The 20,466-nt window shown below is 52.6% G+C and carries 24 protein-coding genes and 2 pseudogenes; 1 reads left to right on the top strand and 25 read right to left on the bottom strand.

Annotation, left to right across the window (positions count from 1 at the left end; genetic code table 11):
- The 8 genes and pseudogenes from B5F87_RS18610 to B5F87_RS18570 all read right to left on the bottom strand — a co-directional run.
- A pseudogene (locus B5F87_RS18610) lies at positions 1–160 on the bottom strand (RNA polymerase subunit sigma-24); the annotation flags it as partial.
- Positions 161–263: 103 nt separating this feature from the next.
- The gene (locus B5F87_RS18605) at positions 264–677 is read right to left on the bottom strand and encodes a sigma factor-like helix-turn-helix DNA-binding protein (RefSeq protein ID WP_087234556.1); all 414 of its coding nucleotides are present in this window, start codon (positions 675–677) and stop codon (positions 264–266) included.
- Positions 678–1,126: 449 nt separating this feature from the next.
- Positions 1,127–1,693 carry a hypothetical protein gene (locus tag B5F87_RS18595; protein WP_087234557.1) on the bottom strand — a complete coding sequence of 189 codons (567 nt, stop codon included), beginning with the start codon at positions 1,691–1,693 and terminating at the stop codon, positions 1,127–1,129.
- A gap of 4 nt (positions 1,694–1,697) precedes the next feature.
- Positions 1,698–2,474 (bottom strand): ABC transporter permease, encoded by a 777-nt coding sequence (locus tag B5F87_RS18590; RefSeq protein ID WP_087234558.1) that lies wholly within the window; start codon positions 2,472–2,474, stop codon positions 1,698–1,700.
- A gap of 5 nt (positions 2,475–2,479) precedes the next feature.
- Positions 2,480–3,289, bottom strand: coding sequence for an ABC transporter permease (locus tag B5F87_RS18585; protein ID WP_087234559.1), 810 nt, complete (start codon positions 3,287–3,289; stop codon positions 2,480–2,482).
- Positions 3,282–4,205, bottom strand: a complete 924-nt coding sequence (locus B5F87_RS18580; RefSeq protein ID WP_162609373.1) for an ABC transporter ATP-binding protein — start codon at positions 4,203–4,205, stop codon at positions 3,282–3,284. Before B5F87_RS18580 ends, B5F87_RS18585 begins: the two co-directional genes overlap by 8 nt.
- Positions 4,206–4,335: 130 nt before the next feature.
- Positions 4,336–5,268 carry a HAMP domain-containing sensor histidine kinase gene (locus B5F87_RS18575; protein ID WP_242964579.1) on the bottom strand — a complete coding sequence of 311 codons (933 nt, stop codon included), beginning with the start codon at positions 5,266–5,268 and terminating at the stop codon, positions 4,336–4,338.
- A gap of 3 nt (positions 5,269–5,271) precedes the next feature.
- Positions 5,272–5,964 carry a response regulator transcription factor gene (locus B5F87_RS18570; RefSeq protein WP_015574360.1) on the bottom strand — a complete coding sequence of 231 codons (693 nt, stop codon included), beginning with the start codon at positions 5,962–5,964 and terminating at the stop codon, positions 5,272–5,274.
- Positions 5,965–6,292: 328 nt separating this feature from the next.
- Between B5F87_RS18570 and B5F87_RS18560 the strand changes: the two genes are divergently transcribed.
- Positions 6,293–6,658 (top strand): helix-turn-helix transcriptional regulator, encoded by a 366-nt coding sequence (locus B5F87_RS18560; protein WP_204246099.1) that lies wholly within the window; start codon positions 6,293–6,295, stop codon positions 6,656–6,658.
- 169 nt (positions 6,659–6,827) lie between these two features.
- On the opposite strand, the gene B5F87_RS18555 is transcribed toward B5F87_RS18560, so the two are convergent.
- From B5F87_RS18555 to B5F87_RS18470, 17 genes and pseudogenes are all read right to left on the bottom strand, one after another.
- On the bottom strand, positions 6,828–8,237 hold the full coding sequence (locus B5F87_RS18555) for a relaxase/mobilization nuclease domain-containing protein (RefSeq protein WP_087283718.1): 1,410 nt from the start codon (positions 8,235–8,237) through the stop codon (positions 6,828–6,830).
- An 82-nt stretch (positions 8,238–8,319) separates the two neighbouring features.
- The gene (locus tag B5F87_RS18550; protein ID WP_087283716.1) at positions 8,320–8,610 is read right to left on the bottom strand and encodes a CD1845 family protein; all 291 of its coding nucleotides are present in this window, start codon (positions 8,608–8,610) and stop codon (positions 8,320–8,322) included.
- A gap of 168 nt (positions 8,611–8,778) precedes the next feature.
- Positions 8,779–9,120, bottom strand: a complete 342-nt coding sequence (locus B5F87_RS18545) for a plasmid mobilization relaxosome protein MobC (RefSeq protein WP_087283714.1) — start codon at positions 9,118–9,120, stop codon at positions 8,779–8,781.
- Positions 9,120–9,302, bottom strand: coding sequence for a DUF4316 domain-containing protein (locus B5F87_RS18540; RefSeq protein WP_087283711.1), 183 nt, complete (start codon positions 9,300–9,302; stop codon positions 9,120–9,122). The genes B5F87_RS18545 and B5F87_RS18540 overlap by 1 nt, the downstream gene beginning before the upstream one ends.
- A 10-nt stretch (positions 9,303–9,312) precedes the next feature.
- Positions 9,313–9,903: a hypothetical protein gene (locus B5F87_RS18535; protein WP_087283707.1), complete on the bottom strand. Its 591-nt coding sequence runs from the start codon at positions 9,901–9,903 to the stop codon at positions 9,313–9,315.
- Between the two features lie 135 nt (positions 9,904–10,038).
- Positions 10,039–10,440 carry a cysteine-rich VLP protein gene (locus B5F87_RS18530; protein ID WP_087283703.1) on the bottom strand — a complete coding sequence of 134 codons (402 nt, stop codon included), beginning with the start codon at positions 10,438–10,440 and terminating at the stop codon, positions 10,039–10,041.
- A complete protein-coding gene (locus B5F87_RS18525) occupies positions 10,441–10,632 on the bottom strand; it encodes a hypothetical protein (RefSeq protein WP_087283700.1) in 192 nt (63 codons plus the stop codon). It abuts the gene before it with no gap.
- The gene (locus B5F87_RS18520; protein WP_087283697.1) at positions 10,629–11,306 is read right to left on the bottom strand and encodes a DUF4366 domain-containing protein; all 678 of its coding nucleotides are present in this window, start codon (positions 11,304–11,306) and stop codon (positions 10,629–10,631) included. The genes B5F87_RS18525 and B5F87_RS18520 overlap by 4 nt, the downstream gene beginning before the upstream one ends.
- Positions 11,293–11,559: a DUF4315 family protein gene (locus tag B5F87_RS18515; RefSeq protein ID WP_087283694.1), complete on the bottom strand. Its 267-nt coding sequence runs from the start codon at positions 11,557–11,559 to the stop codon at positions 11,293–11,295. Before B5F87_RS18515 ends, B5F87_RS18520 begins: the two co-directional genes overlap by 14 nt.
- Before the next feature lie 23 nt (positions 11,560–11,582).
- The gene (locus B5F87_RS18510) at positions 11,583–13,265 is read right to left on the bottom strand and encodes a C40 family peptidase (RefSeq protein WP_087283691.1); all 1,683 of its coding nucleotides are present in this window, start codon (positions 13,263–13,265) and stop codon (positions 11,583–11,585) included.
- Between the two features lie 222 nt (positions 13,266–13,487).
- On the bottom strand, positions 13,488–15,758 hold the full coding sequence (locus tag B5F87_RS18505) for a DUF87 domain-containing protein (protein ID WP_143405287.1): 2,271 nt from the start codon (positions 15,756–15,758) through the stop codon (positions 13,488–13,490).
- A 79-nt stretch (positions 15,759–15,837) separates the two neighbouring features.
- Positions 15,838–16,221 (bottom strand): PrgI family protein, encoded by a 384-nt coding sequence (locus tag B5F87_RS18495; RefSeq protein WP_087283686.1) that lies wholly within the window; start codon positions 16,219–16,221, stop codon positions 15,838–15,840.
- Positions 16,222–16,263: 42 nt separating this feature from the next.
- Positions 16,264–16,884, bottom strand: a complete 621-nt coding sequence (locus B5F87_RS18490; RefSeq protein ID WP_204246098.1) for a hypothetical protein — start codon at positions 16,882–16,884, stop codon at positions 16,264–16,266.
- A gap of 42 nt (positions 16,885–16,926) precedes the next feature.
- A complete protein-coding gene (locus B5F87_RS18485; RefSeq protein WP_158097100.1) occupies positions 16,927–17,574 on the bottom strand; it encodes a septation protein SpoVG family protein in 648 nt (215 codons plus the stop codon).
- Positions 17,575–17,616: 42 nt separating this feature from the next.
- A complete protein-coding gene (locus B5F87_RS18480) occupies positions 17,617–18,483 on the bottom strand; it encodes a CD0415/CD1112 family protein (protein ID WP_087283679.1) in 867 nt (288 codons plus the stop codon).
- Between the two features lie 41 nt (positions 18,484–18,524).
- Positions 18,525–18,614: pseudogene (locus B5F87_RS21760) on the bottom strand (Maff2 family protein); the annotation flags it as partial.
- A 90-nt stretch (positions 18,615–18,704) separates the two neighbouring features.
- Positions 18,705–20,321: a recombinase family protein gene (locus B5F87_RS18470; RefSeq protein ID WP_087283672.1), complete on the bottom strand. Its 1,617-nt coding sequence runs from the start codon at positions 20,319–20,321 to the stop codon at positions 18,705–18,707.
- Between the last annotated feature and the right edge of the window lie 145 nt (positions 20,322–20,466).

Genomic DNA, 20,466 nt, shown 5'->3' with positions numbered 1-20,466 from the left:
CGTCCAGGGAGTACCAGGCGCGGTGGTAGACCTTCCGGCGCTCATAGTTGTTCATCTCGCGCTGGGCCTGCCGCATGGCCTCCCAGACCTCGTCGCTGACCTCTACAAACTCGTCGTGCCGGTAGTGGGGATAAATCCACCGCAGATTGATTGTTTTCATAGGCTTACCTCCTGAAAATGGGAGAGGCGGGCAGCTTGTCCGCTGTCCGCCTCCCGCTGGGATAAGGGAAACAATCCCTTTCACTTGGTAGCCCGAAAAGGGGTCATTCGTATGGGTGGTTTCTCAAAATTTTTTGAAAAATTTTTCTGACCGCTTCAATGGAGCCTTGCACCGAACTCTTGGAGCAGCCGCACAGGGCAGCGATTTCCGAAAAACTCAGCCCGTCCAGGGCATAGAGCAGGAACCGGCGGCGCTGGGCCTCGGTGCAGGTGTCCAGGACGGCCATCAGCTCCCCCAGCGTTTCCATGCGGCAAAGGTAGTCCTCCGGCGTTTCGCCGTAGATACCCACGCCCTCGGTGGCAACTATGTACTCGTCAAACTCCCGGCCATCCCAGTGCCGCCGCTGCTCATGGAACAGGTTCTCGGTCTTGTGGTCGGCCCGGTCAAGAAATTCATAGACTTCCAGCGTGACCTCCACGGCCACAGCTTGTCCGTCGTAATTGATGGTGACTTCCATCTGCCTTTCCTCCGTTCAGATTTTTTGCGGGAAAATCTGAACGGGGCGGCGGGGAACGGCACCGGGGGCAGGGCTCGGGCCATGTTGACCCGATGTTCCGTCCCCACAGGTATGAAAAAGCGCCCGGACAGCAGAAAGCTATTCGAGCGCAAAAAATACGGTATTCAGTTACATTGTGACAATTTTCGCACTGGCTGCCAGACGGGGCCTGTTCAGTGGCTGGGCTTTTTTTGACGGTAGTGCAAACATCGTCTGAATTTGTCGGCGGTCAGTGTGCTTCATGGCGGCTCCCTCCGTAAGCCGCCGTGTCAGTGTGTAGGCGTCACTCCTTTGTCGAGGGCATAAAGAACGGCGGTCTTGATGTACTCAAAACCGCCGTTCCATTTTAGGCGTGATGATTGTCTGCTGAACGACGGCTTTTTTTCTTTGCCGTCGTCCGGCAGAATATTTCACTCAATATTAAGTTCTGCACTACCTGTAAATTCTTCTCCCCATATTCCGAAATAGCTACTTCCGTTACCGACCTCAAATTTGCCGGTAAAGGTATCATTCGCCTGGAGAATTACAGTCGGGTCATTATTTCCTGATTGTAAGAAAATAATAGCTTCGCCTTCTTCAATCGTTAAAGTACATTCCACCTCAACGGTAGATCCTTTTTCACGCTCTACAGTAGTTCCTCCAAATAAAATTTCTGTTCCTGAAAAGCGAGTATAATCTGCCTGATATGTGCCAGTATAGCTATCTTCTCCTGCTGTACGTTTACCCTGCAAAAAGATTTCATTTGTAAGTGCAGTCTTTCCGCCTGCCTCATTGACTGAATTTATAGCATTTAATATTGTGTCCTTTACCTCGTCATCAGCAAGGTTCGCGGCAGAATCTAAAAGAGCATTTTTCCCATTTATCAGGTTTTCAAGAACAGCGTCTTTTCCATCAGCTAAAGCTTCAAAGACCTTTGAACAACCACATAAATTTAATACGCACGTCAGCGCTAATATGAAATAGATCTTTTTCTTCATTTGCTCACCAGCCTCGTTTTCTGGCCGTCTTTCTTTTTTTCTTCGTGGCTACAAGTATCTGCGGCTTTCGCCCTTTTTTTGCCAGCAATAATATGGAACATCCGATAATGGCCAATAATATAAAGATTGCAGGCAAAGGATGATAACTCATTCCATTTTCAACACCACACTCAGGGTCCATCAAAATCATACTTGCCTTAATTGGATACCAATTAAGCAACGTACCTTCAAAAGTACCAAAATAGCCGTAAACAAATGCAATCGCAACGCCCCCGAGAAAATTATTGGGAGAGCAGCTCATAATCAATATTATAGGTAAAACAGCAATATAAACGAGAACATTTGCTCCTGTTATCTGTAAAAGTGAGCTGCACACCGAACCCACGCTAATTCCTGGAAATCCGGCTGCCGCACTAACCGTCAAACCAATCAGATTGCTAAAAAAGCTAAAAAAAATCGTAAGAAGCAAAAGGATCATCAATTTTCCTGCAAGCAGTCTGCGATAAGATAAAGGAATCGTCAAAATGTTTTTTATCGTATCGTTGGTATATTCTCTCGTGATAATATAACCGGCAATCAAGGTTATGATAATCGGAAAAAACAACGTGCAGTTGTTAATCAAAACCTGACGCATAAAATATTCAAATGTCCATGTTTTTCCATCATCAGCCGTTGAATAAAAGAGAGACAGAAGTGCTGAGAGGGAAGTCATAATTATACCGGCTTTCACAACCGAGTATCGTTTCAGTTTAATAAACTCCATCTTTACTATTTTTCCCATCCTGTTCACCTCGTCCATTTTTTATAAAATCGAATAATCAGCCACAAAGAAAGAGCAACCGTAATCAGCATGAGGAGTAGCGTATGGAGTGTACTGGGAATAATCGCATATGCCTCCGGCAGAAGATTATCTTTCTGTAAATGCTCCATCATGGAGCCGCTGGTCCAGTTCATCACACAGATTACTGGAAAAGAGTTCAAAAACATAATTTTAGTTTCGCTGATTGTTGTTCCAACAGTGCCCAGTATTCCCCAATTTAAAATCGAGTAAAAGAATGACAGCAGGATGGACAACAGGAATGTACGGTTAAAATAAATAATCAGCAGAACAATCGGAAGAGATGCTGCAACGATGAGAATACCAAATACAATACTCATAATCAGCTTGTAACCCATCCCGTAAACCATTCCCATTTGAAAGACTTTTGCAAAAACAGCAACTGCAAGTGTGCTGATTATGCAAAAAGAAATACCAAAGATGAATAGCAGTGAAATCTTAGCCAAAATGAGTTGCGTATTCGTAACGGGGATCGTTCGTATATTTTTGAAAGTATCACAGTCACGTTCCATAAAAAACAGAACAGCAGCAATAATGCCGATTAAACATGGCAGCAAAAATACCAGGCCATATCCCAACATCATGGTGTAGGCGTAATCAAATCGGGTTTGCAGATAATGTTCTGTCGTATCTGCCGTCGAACCGGCTTTTGTCATATATACCAAAATAACAGGAAAAAACAATGCCAATGACAGAAACGCATAAATTAACTTTTTGCGCTTTAATTTCCAAAATTCACACTTAATCAATTTAAGCAATTCCTTCACCTCCGGTAACCTTTTTGAAATAATCTTCTAATGTTTCTTCACAAAGGTGAGCTTCGCTGACTGCAACTTTATTGGAATCAAAAGCATGAATTATAAAAGCCGCGTCCAGATTGAGATCGTACAGCATAAGGTTATGGTCGTCTTTTATGCTGAAATTTTGTGTATGGAACTCTGTTTCCAGAATGCGCCCCGCCTGCGCAGCGTCTGATATTCTAAAATGAATATATCTTCCATTTCTCTGTTCTAATTCTTCCAAACTTTCTTCTTCCAGCAAAACACCATGATCGATAATTCCAATATCATCAGCCAGCAGTGCAATTTCGGACAAGATATGACTTGAAATCAGAATGGTTTTTCCGCGTTCCGTACAAAGGCTGCGGATAAATTTTCTGACCTCAGCGATACCGATGGGGTCAAGTCCGTTAATTGGTTCGTCCAGAATTAAAAGTTCCGGGTCATGCATGATTGCAAGAGCAATCGCAAGACGCTGTTTCATTCCTAAAGAATATTGGGAAAACAGCTTCTTATCCCGATAAGGCAGCCCTACCAATTCAAGAGAACGGCGAATGGAATCCCTTCCCGGCACGCCTCTAAGCTCTGCAAAAATCCGAAGATTTTCAGTGCCAGTTAAATTGGGATAAAAACCCGGCGATTCAATCAAGCTACCAATACGGGGAAGTATTGTTCTTTCATCCGTCTGGATATTCCTGCCAAAAATATGCACAGTTCCGGAAGTTGGTTCTGTCAGCCCCAACAGCATTTTCATGGTTGTAGTTTTACCGGCTCCATTTCTCCCCAATAAACCATAGATACGTCCCCTTTTTACATGAATATTCAAGTCCGCAACACTTTTTTGTGTTTCATACTGTTTAGTAAGATTTCGTGTTTCAATAACATAATTATTCATTATACATAGCCTCCTTTTTGCCACTGATTATACTTTACCATGCCAACCTAACTTAAACCTAACCTAAACCTAACCGGCAGCTAAAATTTATCCTCTTACAAAAAGTCCCCTGCGTTTGGCAGGGGAAACTTCAAGCACTCAAGGGGAAATCTATCATGAATATTGTTTGTTTATTAGGAACGCTGTTGACCGATATTGCTCCTCCCATTTTTTCAACTAACTGCTTTGTAATGGAAAGTCCCAAACCGCTCCCTTTACTGGACCTTCCTTTATCACATTTATACAATCGCTCAAAAACATGCTGTAAATCTTCTTTGCTGATTCCAATACCATTATCACAGATAGAAATTTCGATATGATGTTCCGCTTTGTGCATGATAATTTCTATGAAACTGGCATGACTATGAGATATGACATTTTGTATCAGATTGTTAATAATACGAGTATAAGCGTTTTCATCAATCATGATTTTACAGGCAGAAGATGGAAAATCTATATTAAAATCCAAGCCGCATTCTTCAAAGACAGGTATCCAGTCTTTCAATATGGTACGGGTAAATTCAGTAGCTTCAGTAGGTGTCATTACTATATCAAAATCTCCCGAATTTAGTTTGAACCAATCAAACAGTATGTCAATATAATCTTTCAAATCATGGGCTTTTTTCCGGGCTGTTTCTATATAGGCTTCTTTATCAGTTCCAACCACAATTTCTTTATGAACAGCGTCCAGATATCCAATCAAAATGGTAAGCGGTGTTCTTACATCGTGAGATAGGCTTGACATTAGCTGCTTGTTGGCTTCATCCAGTCTGTTCATGGAAATAATGCGATTTTCATAATTATTTACAATCGCATTGATTTTATAGGCTAATGGTGCTGTCAGGTCACTTTGGCTTGCAAGTATTTTAAGGTTTGCATTACCGCCTTCAATTTCCCCCAAAGCCGCTTCCATATCTGAAAATTTTTTCTTTGTATGAATCAGTTTTGCCCATAGTATCACTGATACGAGGAAGAAAAATACACATCCTCCCAAGGCATATACAAAAGCATTTGAATACAGCAAGTCTTACACCTCCTTACTAAAACGATACCCCATACCTTTTACCGTTTGAATAATGGAAGGTTTGTCAGAATCCGGTTCTATTTTTTTTCGGAGTTTGCTAATCATAACCATGATGTTTGCATCGTCAAAACAATATTCTTCATTCCATACAGCCTCATAAATCTGTTTCTTTGTTAGAATTTTCCCCTGATTGCGCGCAAGGTATAAAAGAAGTTCAAATTCTTTATGTGGCAATTCAAAGGTACCTTTCTCCGTAGTAACACTATGCTCGTCCAGATTGATCTCCAATCCCTTGTAAACCAGTTGTCCAAAAGTATCATCAATCACACTGAACTGGGTAGAACGACGAATCAGAGATATAACACGCGCCACAAATTCATCAACATCAAACGGCTTTGTCAGATAATCGTCTGCACCAGCCCGCAGTCCCCGAACCTTACTAAGACTATCGCTTTTCGCCGTTAACATCAGAATTGGGATATTGCTTTTTTCTCTGATACGCTCCATTGTCTCAAAGCCATCCAATCCGGGCATCATTATATCTAATACAATTAACTGGTATTGTTTGGTTGAGAGAAGAAATATTCCATCTTTTCCCGAATGGCAAACATCAGCGTTTATATTTTCTACCAATACACTTCGTTGTAATAACTCACATAATTCTTTATCATCATCTATAATCAAAATTTTATTCATATTGTAGTCCCCTTCCTTTGATTGTTCTCATATCAATGGTTTTTCTGCTCTTTTTGGTATTAGCCACATACGACCGGTTCTTGAAACGTTAGATATATGTTTTTCTTCACACAATTATCCGTATCTGTTTTCTGAAATTCCCCATTCCTGTGCTATTTCGGGGCATGGCACATATTTCATATTCATACTGTCCTCTGCGCAAGGTATCAAACAATATTATAGACGGGAAGTCTAATAAAAACAAGGATATGAAATAAATAAGCCCATTATATCAAACTGTATTTCATTCTCATAATTCGACCAGAAATGTACAATGATATAGGGTGATATGAGAATGAACCAAGATGAAAGAAGGTTTGACTTTCATGGGCTCGGTCTGGCACTGAAACAGGCCAGAGAGGCAAGGGGCTGGACGCAAGCCTATGTTGCGGAGTTGGTCGGCAAGACCGACAAAACCATTATGAACATCAAGAACAAAGGCCAGCACCCCAGCTTCAACCTGTTTTTTAAGCTCGTCACGCTGTTCGATATATCCGTAGACCAGTTTTTCTATACGGAGGGCAACCGTGGCGGGGATAGTTGCCGGAAACACATTGATGTACTTTTAGACTCCATGAACGAAAAAGAGCTTGTTGTCATGGAGGCCACAGCCGAAGGGCTCAAGAAAGCCAGAGAAACGGAGGTTCGCAAGTAAGAGCCTCTGTTTTTTTGCGCCATTTTCGGGGGTGTCGCTAAATGGCAAGCAATGCGTTTGTGGCCACAGACCACAAACGCCGCTTGTTGGGGCCCGCCCCAAACCCGGGAGCTTCGGGCCATGTTGGCCCGAAGTGATCGCGTCGCTTCGCTCCTTATTTCTCATACCCTCAACACTCCATTTCTTTCTTCTTTGCAGGTTCCGAGTAGCCCAGCAGACAGTCAATGTTCGCCTTGATCGTCAAGACCTCCTGCATATCCCGGCGGGCCTTCTGGTATTCCCCATAGAGCCGCTTTTTCTTTGCGGCCAGCTTTCGCCCTTCCTCTTTCTGCGCCTCCATCTTCGGGAGCTTTGCCCCTCCGAGCAGACGCCTCATATCGGCCTGCGCCGCCCGATAGAGCTCTATATCCGCCTCATGTTCCGCAAGGAATTTCCGGCTGTACTTTGACGCTTTGTACTTATCAAAGACAGGACGGGTTTTCGCATACTGTACCGTGGCCGCCTTCAATTCCATGTTGGCTTTCAGCGCCGTTTCCGTCTGCTTAATCTGGTCGGAAAGGGCATGGAAGCGGTCAGAGGCTTCTTCCGCCTTTTGCTCCAACTGGCTGTATTCTGTCAGGCCGTTGTCCTGTAAGTAGGCAAGGGCGGCGGCCATCTGTTTGAGATTGAACACCTTCGCCCACCGCTCATAGCCCGGGCCTTTTCCCTCGGCCAGCTTCGCCTGTATATCTACGGCGAGGCTGATTTTTCTCTCCGGCCTACGCCGTTCGGTTCCGCCCTCAATAGCCGTCAGTATGTCCTTCAGGTCGTAGCCTTCCCCCAGCGTAGAAGCACGCAGTCGGGTAAAGCGGTCCTGCCCTCCGCCGGGCAGGCGAAAGCTAAGACCGCCGCCCCGGACTTTCTTTACTTCATATCCGGCCTGCTTCATCAAGTCGAGAAATTCTTCCAGACTGGCGGGACGCTTCGCAAGCGCGGTGTCTATGGCAAGACAGAGCCGTTCTTGAAAGTTCAGAGGCCGCTTTCGTTCCTTCTGCCACTCCCCATAGTGCTTATATTTACTCTGGCTCCGGGGCTTCGGGTTCTCCACAATGGAGAGGCCGTTTTCCAGACACAGCCTGTCAGAGAGCCGCCGGAGGGCAAAGCTGGAGCCCCAGAAGTTTCGGAACTTCCTGGAGCAGTCAAGGGAGGTGGAATTGTAATAGATGTGACAGTGGATATGCTTCTTGTCCGTGTGGGTCGTTACAAGAAAAGCGTGGCGGCCCTTCGTCCAGCGCATAGCCAATTCGTAGCCGATACGGTTCGCCTCTTTTGGTGTGATCTCCCCAGGATAGAAGGCCATGCGTATCTGGTAACAGAGCACGTCTGTTTCCTTTTTCTGTTCCCGCCCCGTTGCGGCTTTATAGCTGGCTTTCGCAAGAAGAAATTCCTCTGCCACCGTGGCCGGGTCGCACTCATAGGCAGAGAGATATTTACCTTCGGTTTTCTCCGGGTTCTTCCCATAGTCCAGGCAGTCACGGATGGCCGCCGCTATGGTTTCGCCTTCGCCTGCATGGCGAGGCAGGAGCGTGGTTGTCGCCAGATCGTTTCCCTCCCTTCCAAAGAAAACGGCGGCCCTTACGAGCCGCCGCGTGTACTTCGGGCCAACATGACCCGAGGTCCTATCAGCTTACAAGGAACCGGCACAGAGCGGATTTCCCGCCGTCCAGCACTCCGATCAGCGAACCGGCTGCCGCCTGCAAGCCATACGGAGAAAGCAGGAAAGCGAGGAACAGGAACACAAACCCGCCCAGCGGTGTCGGGGTGAAAAAGAGGCCGATCCCGAGGACCGCAACAATGACCGAGGCAATCGTCAGGAAGAAAGCGCAGAGGTCAAAGAGGAACCAGCACAGGGCAGTCAGCAAAGCGAGGACAAGGGCAAAGGGAGCGGCGATTACTTTCAATATCATCTTCATAGTGGAAACCTCCTTCTTATCTTTCTACCTATATTTTACCATGTCTGCCCGGGGACATAAATGTTGCGAATGATTAGTGAAACCTGTCCCCGGGCTTCGGGCCATGCTGGCCCGAAGTGGTAAAAAAAGAGCAGGGCGGCAAGCCCATCGGAACCTGCCGCCCTCGTCTTACTTTGCCACCAGCGCGGAGAGTTCCCGCAGGACCTCCGACACCTGCCCCCACAGCTTTTCATAGTCCCGCCGCAGGCCGTCTATTTCCTCCGGGTACACCCCGTAGGTGTTGGCGTGAACCGCCACCTGATTGAGATTGTTGGAACAGCGGCGCTGCAAGGACACCAGCTCCTTGACCGGGGCAAGGTCTACATGGAGAATGTAGCCGTTGAGCGCCATCTTCCGCACATAGGCCCCGGTGTTGGAGATACCGGCCTCGGCCATCCGCGCATGGATGGCGGCCAGCTCGTCCTCCGTGACCATCACATGAAGATGGACGTTCCGCTTGCGGCCCGGCATTACCGTTCCAGTTCCCGGCCCTTCCGGCGCTCCTTCGGCTCCTTGACCTTATCTAACGGTTTCTTGTCCAGCTCCGGCGGCTCCGGGGGAAGGGGCGTGTTGTTCGGCACCCCGTCGATCATGTTCTGGTTCTGCTCCGTGGAGAGCTCGGCGGTTTTCAGGTAATTGTCTTTTTCGTGCATGGCAGTCCTCCTATCTGTCCTCATGGGCCTTATGGTTCCGTTTCTGCCCGGGCTCCTTCGGCGGCTCCTGTCCCTTTGCCGCGCCCTCTTTGAGCCGGGCGGTGATAGACCGTTTCCTGTCCGGGTTGTCCGGGGCAGGCGTCAGCTCATAGTCCCTGACCTGTTTTCCGGTCAGGGGCTTTTTATAAATGGCTTCGCCCCATGCGTGTATCTTTCCCCCGGCAACGGGCCGCCGCCTGTCGTCCTCATAGTTGACGACTTCCACCAGCGGATTGTCCTTTGTGTCCGGGGTAGCCCCTATGTCAAAGGGGCGATGGGTGGAATAATAGCGGTAGTATCCGCCCGGCTCCTGTCCCGGCTCCTTTTCCTCCACTTTGAACAGGGCTTGATAATCTTGAGTACGGCGGGAAAAGTCCCGCTCCGCCCATTCCTTGTCCGTATGGTAGTGGCCCCAGTAATAGTCCCGGACGCCGCCCTCGTTCTCTGTGAACTGCCACGTTACATAGGGCTGGGGAGCCGCCGGGTTATGCCCCAGGGCGAAGCCCCGGCTGTTCTCAAACAGGACGGATTTCTCAATCTCATAGCCTTGTATGTTCTCCAATGCCTCAAACCTCCTTTCCGGCCTCGGGCCAATATGGCCCGAAGCGCCTTGATGTTACGAAATAAAGGAGCTGACCGGGGCCGGGAGTATTCTACTATTCCCGCCCCGGCTGCGCCCTCTAAAAAGCCCGGAATATCAAGCCTTCCCGGCAGGCAAATCGTAACGGCCGCCCGGCCTTTTCTCCCGCATTTTCCTCATGCGTTCCCGGCTTTTCCGGCGGTTCCCTTCGGCCTTGCAGGCTTCGGAGCAGTAGGCTTGCCGTCCTTCGGGGAGGAAGGCTCTGCCGCAGACCGCACAGGCGCGCAGCTCCGGGGCCATGCCTTCATCGGTCAGGGCGATTTCCAGCGCCGGGTCTAAGGGCAGGACGGCATTTCTGAAATACCGGCAGTACGCCCCTGTCCAGCACTTGTGGAGCATATAGCAGGGGCAGTCCAGAGGAAGGCACAGGCCGCTTTCCCCGTCATAGTTGGCGCACATTCCCGTGACCAGACGGCGGATTTTCTTCTTCTCGTCACGGGTCAGCTCCCGGGCGGCCATTCACGACTTCGGGCCACGCTGGCCCGAAGTGCGGGGCTTTACCACCAGCGCCCGGAACTTCTTGCGGCACTGGTTCTTTTTCCCTTTGCACTCCTTATGGTAGCGGCACCCGGCACAGGGGTCGTCGCTGCCGCGCCCCGGCCAGGGCACCTCCTTCATCATCCGTTCAAAAGGGCTGTTTGTGAAATTCAATGCTCGTCCTCCTTTCCGTCCTCGTCCCAGGGCGGGGTGTCCCCGTCAGCGGTTTCCTCGTAATCCTCCGCCACTTCCTCCGGGGCTTCTTCCTCATACTCGCAGTAGTCGTCCTCCAAATCCGGGGCCTGATGTTTCGGTTTGTAAATCTTGAAATAATACCCGGCTCCGCCGCCGATCAGCACCACAGCCCCCACAAGGAGGATGGCAAGGAGATTGCTGTCCGGGGCTTCTGCCTCGGGTTCCGGTTCGGGCTCTGCGGTTTCCTCCGGGGCCTCCGTGGGTTCGGGCTCCGGTTCCGGCTCGGGAGCAGGCTCCGCCGTTTCATCTTCGCTTTTTTCTGCCAGCGGGAGCAGGTCGGCCTCGGTCACGGTATTGAGGAAATACACGTTGTCCGTGGTTTTCTGCTTGTCGATCACCAGATAAAAGATGTTCTCGTCCGGCGTGGTGATGGTGTAAAACTCCTTGCCTTCCTCGTCGGTGGCGTTGTCTACCACAGTCCCGGTGCCGTCAGTGCTGAACGGGTTCTGTGTTTCCGGCTGGGCTTCGGTCTGCGCCGGGGGTGTTTCCTCCTGCGGCTCGCTGCTCTGGGCGTAGGCTGGAACCGTGAAAATGGAGCAGCACAAAAGGCCGGCAGCCAGAACCGCCAGCCTCATGGATTTAGTTTTCTTCATGGGCGTTTTCCTCCTTCCCGGTATCTTCGGACTTCGGGCCACTCTGGCCCGAAGCGGAAAAAGCGTTTTTAGGGTCGTTGAGGAAGGCCATCAGCTCGGCGGGCGTCAGCTTCAAAGAGCGTACCGCCTGCACGATCTGGCTGTTTTCTTCCTCCTGTTTCTGCTTCTCCAGGTCCCGGATTTTGGCCTGCCACTCGGCGGCCTTCTCCCGGGCCTTTTCCAGCTCTTTTTCAATCTTGTCGATCTTGTTCATGTATGGACTCCCTTCTTGAAAATTCAGGATAACCTTCCGAAAGCGTAAAAGTGCTGCGTCCAGTAGGAGCTTGTAATGTCGGCGTACTGGATAGGGTCGCCGCAGTGCAGCATTTTATTGTCGCCCACATAAATGCCGACGTGGGAGACAGGCACCCCGCTGTCATAGGTTCCCGTGAAAAAGATAATGTCCCCCGGCTTTGCCTCGGAGGACGGGATGATGGCGCACTGGTTGTAAATGCCCTGCGCCGTGGTACGGGGCAGGTTGTGGACGCCGCTTGCGGTATAGACCCAGCAGACGAAGCCGGAGCAGTCAAAGGAAGTGGACGGGCTGGAGCCTCCCCACACATAGGGATAACCGATATACTTCGTGGCCTCGGCCATCAGCGCCGCAAAAGACGGGTCGGACAGGGCCTCGCCGGGTATCTCGTAAGTGGGGCCCGGGCTGCCGCCTTCCGTGTAAATCCCTTCCCACAGGTAGGGCTTGTTGCCTTTGAGCTCCTGAATGATGGTATAAATTTCTTTCTGCTGTTCATCCATCCTCGGGAGAATGACAGCCGGAAGGGTGCGGTTTTTGAGTGTCACGTTCAGGATGTAATACTCGTAGGGGACTTCCTCGCTGGTGGTTTCCCCGGTCTCCGGGTCGGTGCTGGTCTCGGTGCGGTAGCGGATCTCCACTTCCTCGGTCAAGGTCAACTCGTACTGGGCCTCAAAAATCTCCCGCAGCTCCGTCTGCACCTGTTCCCGGGTGTAAACGTGGTACTTTGCCGACAGGTAGGAGGCCAGCTCATAGGGATTGTGGCCGATCTCGTCCACAGAGTAGCGGTACTCGTCATAGCCCGGGTGGTCCCGTTCAATATTCGCCACGGTCTGGGAAAGCTCCCGTTCCATAGCGGAATAGTCCTCGTCCGCCCCTAACAGGTCGTCGTCCTCGGAGGCGTAGGAGGTGCCGGACACGGCGTTGCTGAGGCCGCCGCCAACCGTGGTAAACAGCGAGGTTGCCGAAGCCACCACGGCGAACACCAGAAACAACAGCAGGAGAAGGAGGACGCCTGCCGGGTGACGGGACGCGAATTGTCCGGCCCGCTTCGCCGCGCTGCCCGTGGAGGCCGCCGCCTTCTTTGCGGCCTTTGCGCTCTGCTTTGCCGCCGCTTTGGCTTCTTTGGCATACTTCCGTTTCAGTTTCCATTTCTGCTGTATCCGGGAAAGGGGGCTGCTGGCAAGCTCCGGGTGCTCGGCGGCCATCTTCTGAAAATCCAGATCAGCCCGGGCACTCATTTCTTTGCGTTCCCACTTTGCCACCCGGCGGGCCGGGTGCTCCCGGTAGCGCCGCTTTGCGTAGCGGGTCAGCCTGCGGGCCGCGCCCTCGGCCACTAACTCCGATTTATGGGCTCCCTCCACGCCCACATTTTCCTGTTCCACCTGATGGATTTTGTTGTGGACGTAAAACCACGCCTCGGCCCGGGCTCCCCGGACGGCTTTCTTTGCAAGCCCGGGAGGCTTCTTTGCCGCCTGTTTTGCCTGCGCTTTGTCCAGCTTGTCCCGGGCGGTATGCAGCTTTTCCCCGGCCCGGTCTGCCTTTTCCTGCGCTTTCCGGAACTTTTCGTTTTCGGTGTCCGAGTTTTTTCCCTTCTGCCTGCGGTCTGTCCGGTCCTCCGGCTCCCGGCCAGAAGGCTCCCCGCCGCCCGGTGCGTCCTCCTGCCGCATACGGTCAGAAGGCCGGGGCTGGTCGTCGTCCTGCCGGAATTTCCCGCCCTTTGGCTTCGGGCCATGTTGGCCCGAAGTGGTCCCGTTTCCCTCCGGGGCGTCCTCGTCCTCAAAGCGGAGCCGCCGGGAGGGGCCGGAGGTTTCCGGGCCTTCCCGTATCTTCGGGTCAGTCTGGCCCGAAGTTTTCTCCGGCGGTTTCTTTTTCGGTTTCTTGCTGATGGTTTACGCCCCCTTTCCCGGCTCCCGTTTCTTGTCCTCGGGGCGTGTGGTCATAATGGCGTAGAGCTCTGTATTCTGCGGGAAGTGGTCTACAAACGGAATGGTGGTGTTCCCGAAGAACAGAAGCCCTTCGCCGGAGTTGGTGTGGGTCACATAGGAAAGCTGGTGGGGGCTGATCCCAAGCTGCTTCGCCAAAATCTGCCGGTCCCCCTGTGCCTGGGAGAGCAGAACAAGGAAATCCGAGTTTTCAAAGATGTTCTCAATCTCCGGGCTGGCAAGGAAGTCCTTCACATTCTGCGTTAAGGCGCTGGGTACGCAGCCTTTCTTACGGAGCATTTTCCAGATGGATACACAGTAGCTTGCGGTCAGCGGGTCCCGGAGAAGCACATGGAACTCGTCAAAGTAGCACCATGTGGCAATCCCCCGCAGGAAGTTCAAGGACACCTGCGAATTGACAAGGTCCTGCATAATGAGCATGGCGATGGTGCGAAGGCCCGCCCCCAGCTTCTTTAAGTCCAGGCATACCAGACGGCGGTTCAAATCCACGTTGGTCTTGTGGTTGAACACGTTGAGGGAGCCGGACACATAGATTTCAAGGGAGGTCGCCAGCCGCACCGCCTCGCCCTCGGGCTGGGCGCACAGCAGGTCATAAAGGGTCTGGAGGGTCGGCATTTCTGCCGTCTCCGGGTTCTGCAAGTGCTCCCGGTACATCTGCCGCACACAGCGGTCAATGACCGTCCGCTCCACCGGCTGCAAGCCGTCCTTGCCGCCGACGATCAGTTCCATCAGCGACAGGATAAAGTCAGCTTTTAAGGCCATCGGGTTTTCCTCGTCAAAGCTCAAATCAATATCCATCGGGTTGATGTGGTGGGGGCTGTCCGGGGCGATCTCAATGACCTGCCCGCCCAGCCGCTTGATAAGGGGCGAGTATTCACCCATCGGGTCCACCACGATAATCCGGTCACGGGTGGCAAGGAATACATTGACCAGCTCCCGCTTTGCCGCGAAGGATTTGCCGGAGCCGGGCACCCCGAGGAACAGGCCGTTGGGGTTTTTGAGCTTTTTCCGGTTCGCCATAATCACGTTGTGGGACAGGGCGTTTAGGCCGTAGTAGACCGCTTCGCCGTCCATGCGGAGCTCCTGCGTCATAAAGGGAACGAAAATCGCCGTGGAGCTTGTTGTCATGCCCCGCTGTATCTCGATTTCGTTATGGCCGAGGGGAAGGCTTGACAGGAAAGCGGCCTCCTGCTGGAAGTCCAGCCGTTTCAGGGAGCAGTTATACTTCTGCACGATACCCGACACGGTGAACAGGTCGTTGTCCAGCTCCCGGCGGGTCGGTGCCATGTTTACCACAAGGAAGGTCAAAAGGAACATCCGCTCATTCCGGCTCTGTAAATCTTCCAGAAGGGTCTTTGCGTCGTTGCTGTACGTCACAAGGTCGGGCGGGAGTATGTCCATGTCGTATCCGGCCCGGGCTGCCTTCTTTTGTTCCTCCACCTTCATCTTGTCAATATCGGAGACTTTGGCCTTGATGGATTTCACGGCGGCGGCCTGATCGACGGTCTGGATATGGAGGGTGATGGTCATTTCCGCGTCCATTTCCAGAAGCTCCGCCAGCAGCTTGTCGGAGAGCTCCGAGGCCAGTATCTGCAAGTAGGAGGCCGCGCCCCAGGTCGTCCCCACCCGGAACAGGCGGCTGAACCGGAAGTCGAAGCTGTCCGGGGCGATAAAGTCCTTCGTAGAGAGCCCGGTTTTCGGTATCATGTCCCATGCGAAGCGGAAAGGGTCTGTGCCTCCCGGGTGGAGCTGCCCGTGTAAAAGCTCCAGCCGTTCCAGCCCGGTCAGGGAGCGGGACTTAACGCCCAGCTTTTTGAAGTTGCCGCAAATATCCGCCTCCACCCGTTCCAGCCTTGCCCGGGCGGAAGAAAGGCTGTCCGCCTTCATGCCGAAGGTCACGAGCTTTGTGCGGACAATGCCGTTGTTGCTTCTGGCGATCTGGTTGTCCAGCATTTCCACATACTCCTGCCGGACGCCGTTGTACTCGTCGTCCTGCATGGGGATATTGACGCTGTACCTGCTTTCCGGGCGGCTCCGGTGATTGAGGAAGGAGAGCTGGAAAGGAAGGGTGCTGTCAAAGTAATTGAGGCAGGCGCTCCACCCGTCAAAGATGGCCGCCTGATCTTCGGCCTGTGCGAGCTGGTAGTTGATGTCCTCATACTCGATGGTTTTCGTGTAGTAGTCCTCCGACACCCGGCACACCCCGTCCCGGTACATTTCCCGGTAAGGGAGGGTCTGCTGGGCGGTGGTGGGAATGTCTTTTTTCTTTGCAAACAAGCCGAAAAGGCCCCGCCTGTCAGGCTTTCTTGCTGCGGGCTTTCCGGCGTTTGTCCGTTTCTGCAATCGGCTTCGCCTCCTTCTCGCTTAACAGCGCATAAAAGTTTTCCGTCTTGTAGGGCCGCACCCGGGGATAGAGGAAACAGGTGCGGATGATGTTTTTCAGGACCTTTTCCAGAGGCAGGCCGTCCTTTTCGTACATGGCAAAGAAAAAGAACGGGAGCATGAGCCCGATCATCAAAAGCATGGCGGCGCTGTTGCCGAGGGCTCCCCGGGTAAGCAGATAAGTAGGGAGCCCCACGCTGGCGGCTGCTGAAAAACAAATGAGCTGGCGCTTCGTCAAGTTGAAGGCCAGCTTTGTCTTGATTTTGGATAGGTCTTTGGGTACTGGCACATAGGCCACGGTTCACACCTCCTTTGCACTTCGGGCCAGCATGGCCCGAGGTTATCTTGCGGCCTCCCGGTCAGGCCGTGGGCGGCGGGCCTCCTTTGCGGCCTCTATGCCGCTCTGCCTTGCCCGCCAGTAGTCCGGGTTGTACTGCCGGATGGAGCGGTTGATGTTTTCCTCAAAGGCGGCCTTGTCCTTTACCCGGTCCGGCATCTTCCAGAGCTTTTTGTCCAGCAGCTCCCGAAGCACCACGCTTTCCTGGGCGTCCTCCTCAAAGCAGAGGTAGCCTTTATCCTTGAAGCCGCACTTTTTGGCCGCCGGGGAGAGGATAGCCGCCGCCTCACTGGCAACCATCGTCCCGCCGTGGCTTGCGGTGGTGACTAAGAACACTCCCGGGCAGAGGGTGTCACAGGTCTGCACCGGCCCCCACGGGGAGGTCTGGGGCGCATGGAACATTCCGCCCGTCCGGTCCCGGTCAGACTGTATCAGGGCAGCCTTTTCCAGAATGGCGCGAAGCTCCGGGGAAAAGTAGGCGTACTCCCGGAGCACCCGGGCGGCGTCCCCGCCGCAGGCTTTCATCAGGGTACAGTAGGCTTCACTGTCCGCTCTGGTACAGCGGCCCAGCAGCTTTCCGTCATAGTAGCAGGCCGCGTCATAGCCGGTCCGTTTTCGTGGCATGGATTCCGCCTCCTTTCCGCTTCGGGCCATGCTGGCCCGAAGTTACCGTTCCTGTCCACGGCTGGCTTTGGCCTTTGCCGGTTTTTCCGCTTTCGTCTGCCCGGCGGCCTCCTTTCCGGCTTTGAGCTGTTCGGAGATGGAGGCCCGCCCGGTGTTTCCGCGCTCCGCCATCTGTTCCAGCTTTGCCTCATAGGCGTCCAGCACAGCGGAATTGAGCTGCGCCCGGAACTCCTTTGTGACAGGATAGGCCATATCCCGGTAGCCGCCTTTGCCGTCCGGCTGGCTGGGCATCCCCACGAACAGGCCCTTGCTGCCCTGCACGATCTTCAAATTTTCCACCACAAAGCAGTCATTGAATTTCACACTGGCAAAGCCCATGAGGTTTTTTACAGGTTCAATGACCCGCACGCTTACGTCCAGTTTCAGCGGCGCGGGTGCGGCGGCAGGCGTGCCGCCCGTTCCTTTTTCCATAAGGTCCTCCTTTCCGGCGGGAACAAGGTTCCCGTCCTGATAGCAATAGCCTTCCGCATGGAGCAGGGCCAGCGTGTCCGCCGACACGTTCCCGGAAAGCTGTAAATCGGTTTCCACCATGAAGCGTATGGTGTCCTCTCGGGTAAATTCCTCCGGGAGCTTTCCATAGAAAGCCCGGCGGGGCTGTCCGTCCGCTCCCAGCTTATAGCGCCGGGGCATGGCCGCCTCCTTTCCGCTTCGGGCCAATATGGCCCGAGGTCACTAATGGGCGCCGAAGATTGATTTTGACAGGCTCCCGGTCTTAAACAGGGTGAAGCACAGAAGCACCGTGTAGCCCACGCAGCCCCAGATGGCCCCCATCGGGTCGCCGTCCACCGCTATGCTCTGTATCAATACGGCGTAAATCGCAATGCAGACCATGATGAGAAAACCCTGAAAGCCCACCGCAAAGAGGGAGCGGAAGTAGTTCTGCCCCACATGGCCGGTCTCCCGGTTGGACACCGTGGCGAAAGGGATGGGCGCAAGGCTTGTGAGTAAGTAAATTTCAATCATACGGCCATAGACAATGACAAAGATCACAATATTTAAGGCAATCATGGTAAGCTGCACAAGGAAGGATTGGAGCCACAGGCCAAGAAGCGGCCCCACGTCCATTGCCTCAAGCTCCGTCCGCAGGCTGTCCATCACGTCCGGCGTGATCTCTGTCCCGTTCTGGATAATGCCCGCCGACTGCTGGATCACATGCTGGCTCACATCAAAGACGGCCAGCGCGATATTGAAGGTATTCGCCAGTATCATCACAGCCACGAAGGTCTTGAATGTCCACTTGAAGAACATCCAGGTATCTACATCGTGGAGGTTGTTCCGGTCAATGAGCATCTGAATGAGCTCATAGGTAGCGACAAAGGTAAGGATAATCCCGGCAATCGGCAGGACAACGGTTTCGGATAGCTGCCGTATCATGGAAAAGACCCCGGCGTTCCAGTCCGCCGGGGTCGTGCCTACCTGCACAGCGATCTCTCCAACCTGTTCGTTCACGTTATTGAAAAGGCCGTCCAGGTTTCCCATGATACCATCGACAAGCAATCCTTTGAGCCATTCCACTATTGCGTCGATGATAAAATCCATAAATCAGCTCCTTTTACTGGAAACAGGATACAGGGGAAGGTTTAGAACAGGCCGGACAGCAGGGGGATAAGCTGCATACCAATGAGGACGACACCGCCGCCCGCCATGAGCTGCTTGATTCCCTGCGACTTTACTGATGTGCGATAAAGAAGTAATAGAAGTGTAAAAAATTTTGCCGTTCCTATCCGGCACTTGCGCATTGTGTCGGATAGGTCGGGCGGTTATTCCGGCAAGTCAATCTTGCCGACAAAGCTGTAATAAATCTCAATGTCCTGTCTGCGGGTGCCGTTCTCGTCATAGCTGCACTCATGCACGACGATTTTCTCAATCATCTCTCGCAAGAGGGTGGGGGTAAGTTCCTCAAAGGCAAGGTACTTTCGGACGATACCCATAAACTTTTCCGCGTTGACGGTGGCGGCCTGCGATTTGTCCAGTTCCTCCTGCAAAGCGGCGGCGCGGTCTTTCAGTTCCCGCTGTTCCTGCTCATAGTCTGCCGACAGTTCCATGAAACGCTCGTCGCTGATTTTGCCGTTCACATTGTCCTCATACAGCCGCTTGATAATGCGGCTCACTTCGGCAATGCGCTCCTGCGCCTGTTCAAGCTGCTTCGTGGCTGCGGCGGTCTTTCTCTTGCCGCCGATCTCGTTCTGCTGGATAAGCAGCTTCACAAAGCGGCTTTCATGCTTGGCGGCGTATTCCGTCACCTGCCGGAGATTGGAGAGGACACCGGCGGTCAACAGGTCGGTGCGGATAAAGTGCGCCGTACAGTCGCGGGTGCGCTTCTTGTAACTGCCGCAGATGTAACAGTCCTGCTTGCGGGTTTTGTTCTGATACCGCTGCTGGTACATCACATGGCCGCAGTCGGCACAGAACAGCATACCGGAGAACAGCCCCACTTCATCATAGCGGTTCGGGCGTTTGCGCTGCTTGCGTAACTCCTGCACGCGCTCCCATGTTTCCGTGTCGATAATCGGCTCATGGTGGTTCGGGAAAATGGCCTGCTTCTCGATGGGGTTCTCTACACTGTGCTTGGTCTTGTAAGAGGGCTTCTCCGTCTTGAAGTTTACCAGACAGCCGGTGTACTCCCGGTTTTCCAACAGGTGGACAACGGTGTTTGTCGCCCATTTGCACTCATAGCCGGGGTGGTAGCGGCGGGTGCTGCCCGTCCTGCGGTATTCCAGCGTCCCCGGCGTGGGGATTTGCTGCTCCGACAGCATACGGGCAATCTTGGTCGGACCGTTCCCGGCAAGGCAAAGCTGGTATATCTGCCGGACTACCGGCGCGGTTTCCTCGTCAACGATATAGTTCTCGTCCTCGTCCATGAGGTAGCCATATACCGGCTTGCTGGTAACGGGCTTGCCGCTCATGCCTTTTGCTCGTTTTACTGCCTTGATTTTCTTGCTCGTATCTCTCACCAGCCATTCGTTGAACAGATTTCGCAGAGGGGTAAAATCGTTGTCCATGCCGCCGTTTGCGCTGTCCACATTGTCGTTGACAGCGATAAAACGCACACCCTTTTGAGGGAACAGCATTTCCGTGTAAAATCCCACCTGCAAGTAGTTTCGCCCTAACCGGCTCATGTCCTTGACAATGACCGTACCCACTTTCCCGGCTTCAATGTCTGCAAGCATGGCTTGAAAACCGGGTCTTTGAAAGTTCGCGCCGGAATAACCGTCGTCGGTGTACCAGCGCAGGTTGGTAAAGCCATTTTGTTTTGCAAAGGTTTCGAGTATCCGTTTTTGGTTCGATATGGAATTACTCTCGCCTTGCAGTTCGTCCTCATGGGACAATCTCGGATAAAGGGCGGTAATGAGGTTTTGGGTGGCTTGTCTTAACATAAAATCCTCCATTTCCGACAGCCAGCCCCACTATTCCGTGGTTTCATTGTACCACGGAACAGGGCTGGTTGTATAGCGGCAAAAGTGTCAAATCTGCTTCTTTACAGCTTGTCAAATCGCCGGTTTTTGTGTAGCAGCGGCTTCC

This window comes from Eubacterium sp. An3, assembly GCF_002159465.1.
Taxonomy (GTDB): domain Bacteria; phylum Bacillota; class Clostridia; order Lachnospirales; family Lachnospiraceae; genus Anaerobutyricum; species Anaerobutyricum stercoris.
This window is presented reverse-complemented; position numbering and strand designations above follow the sequence as displayed.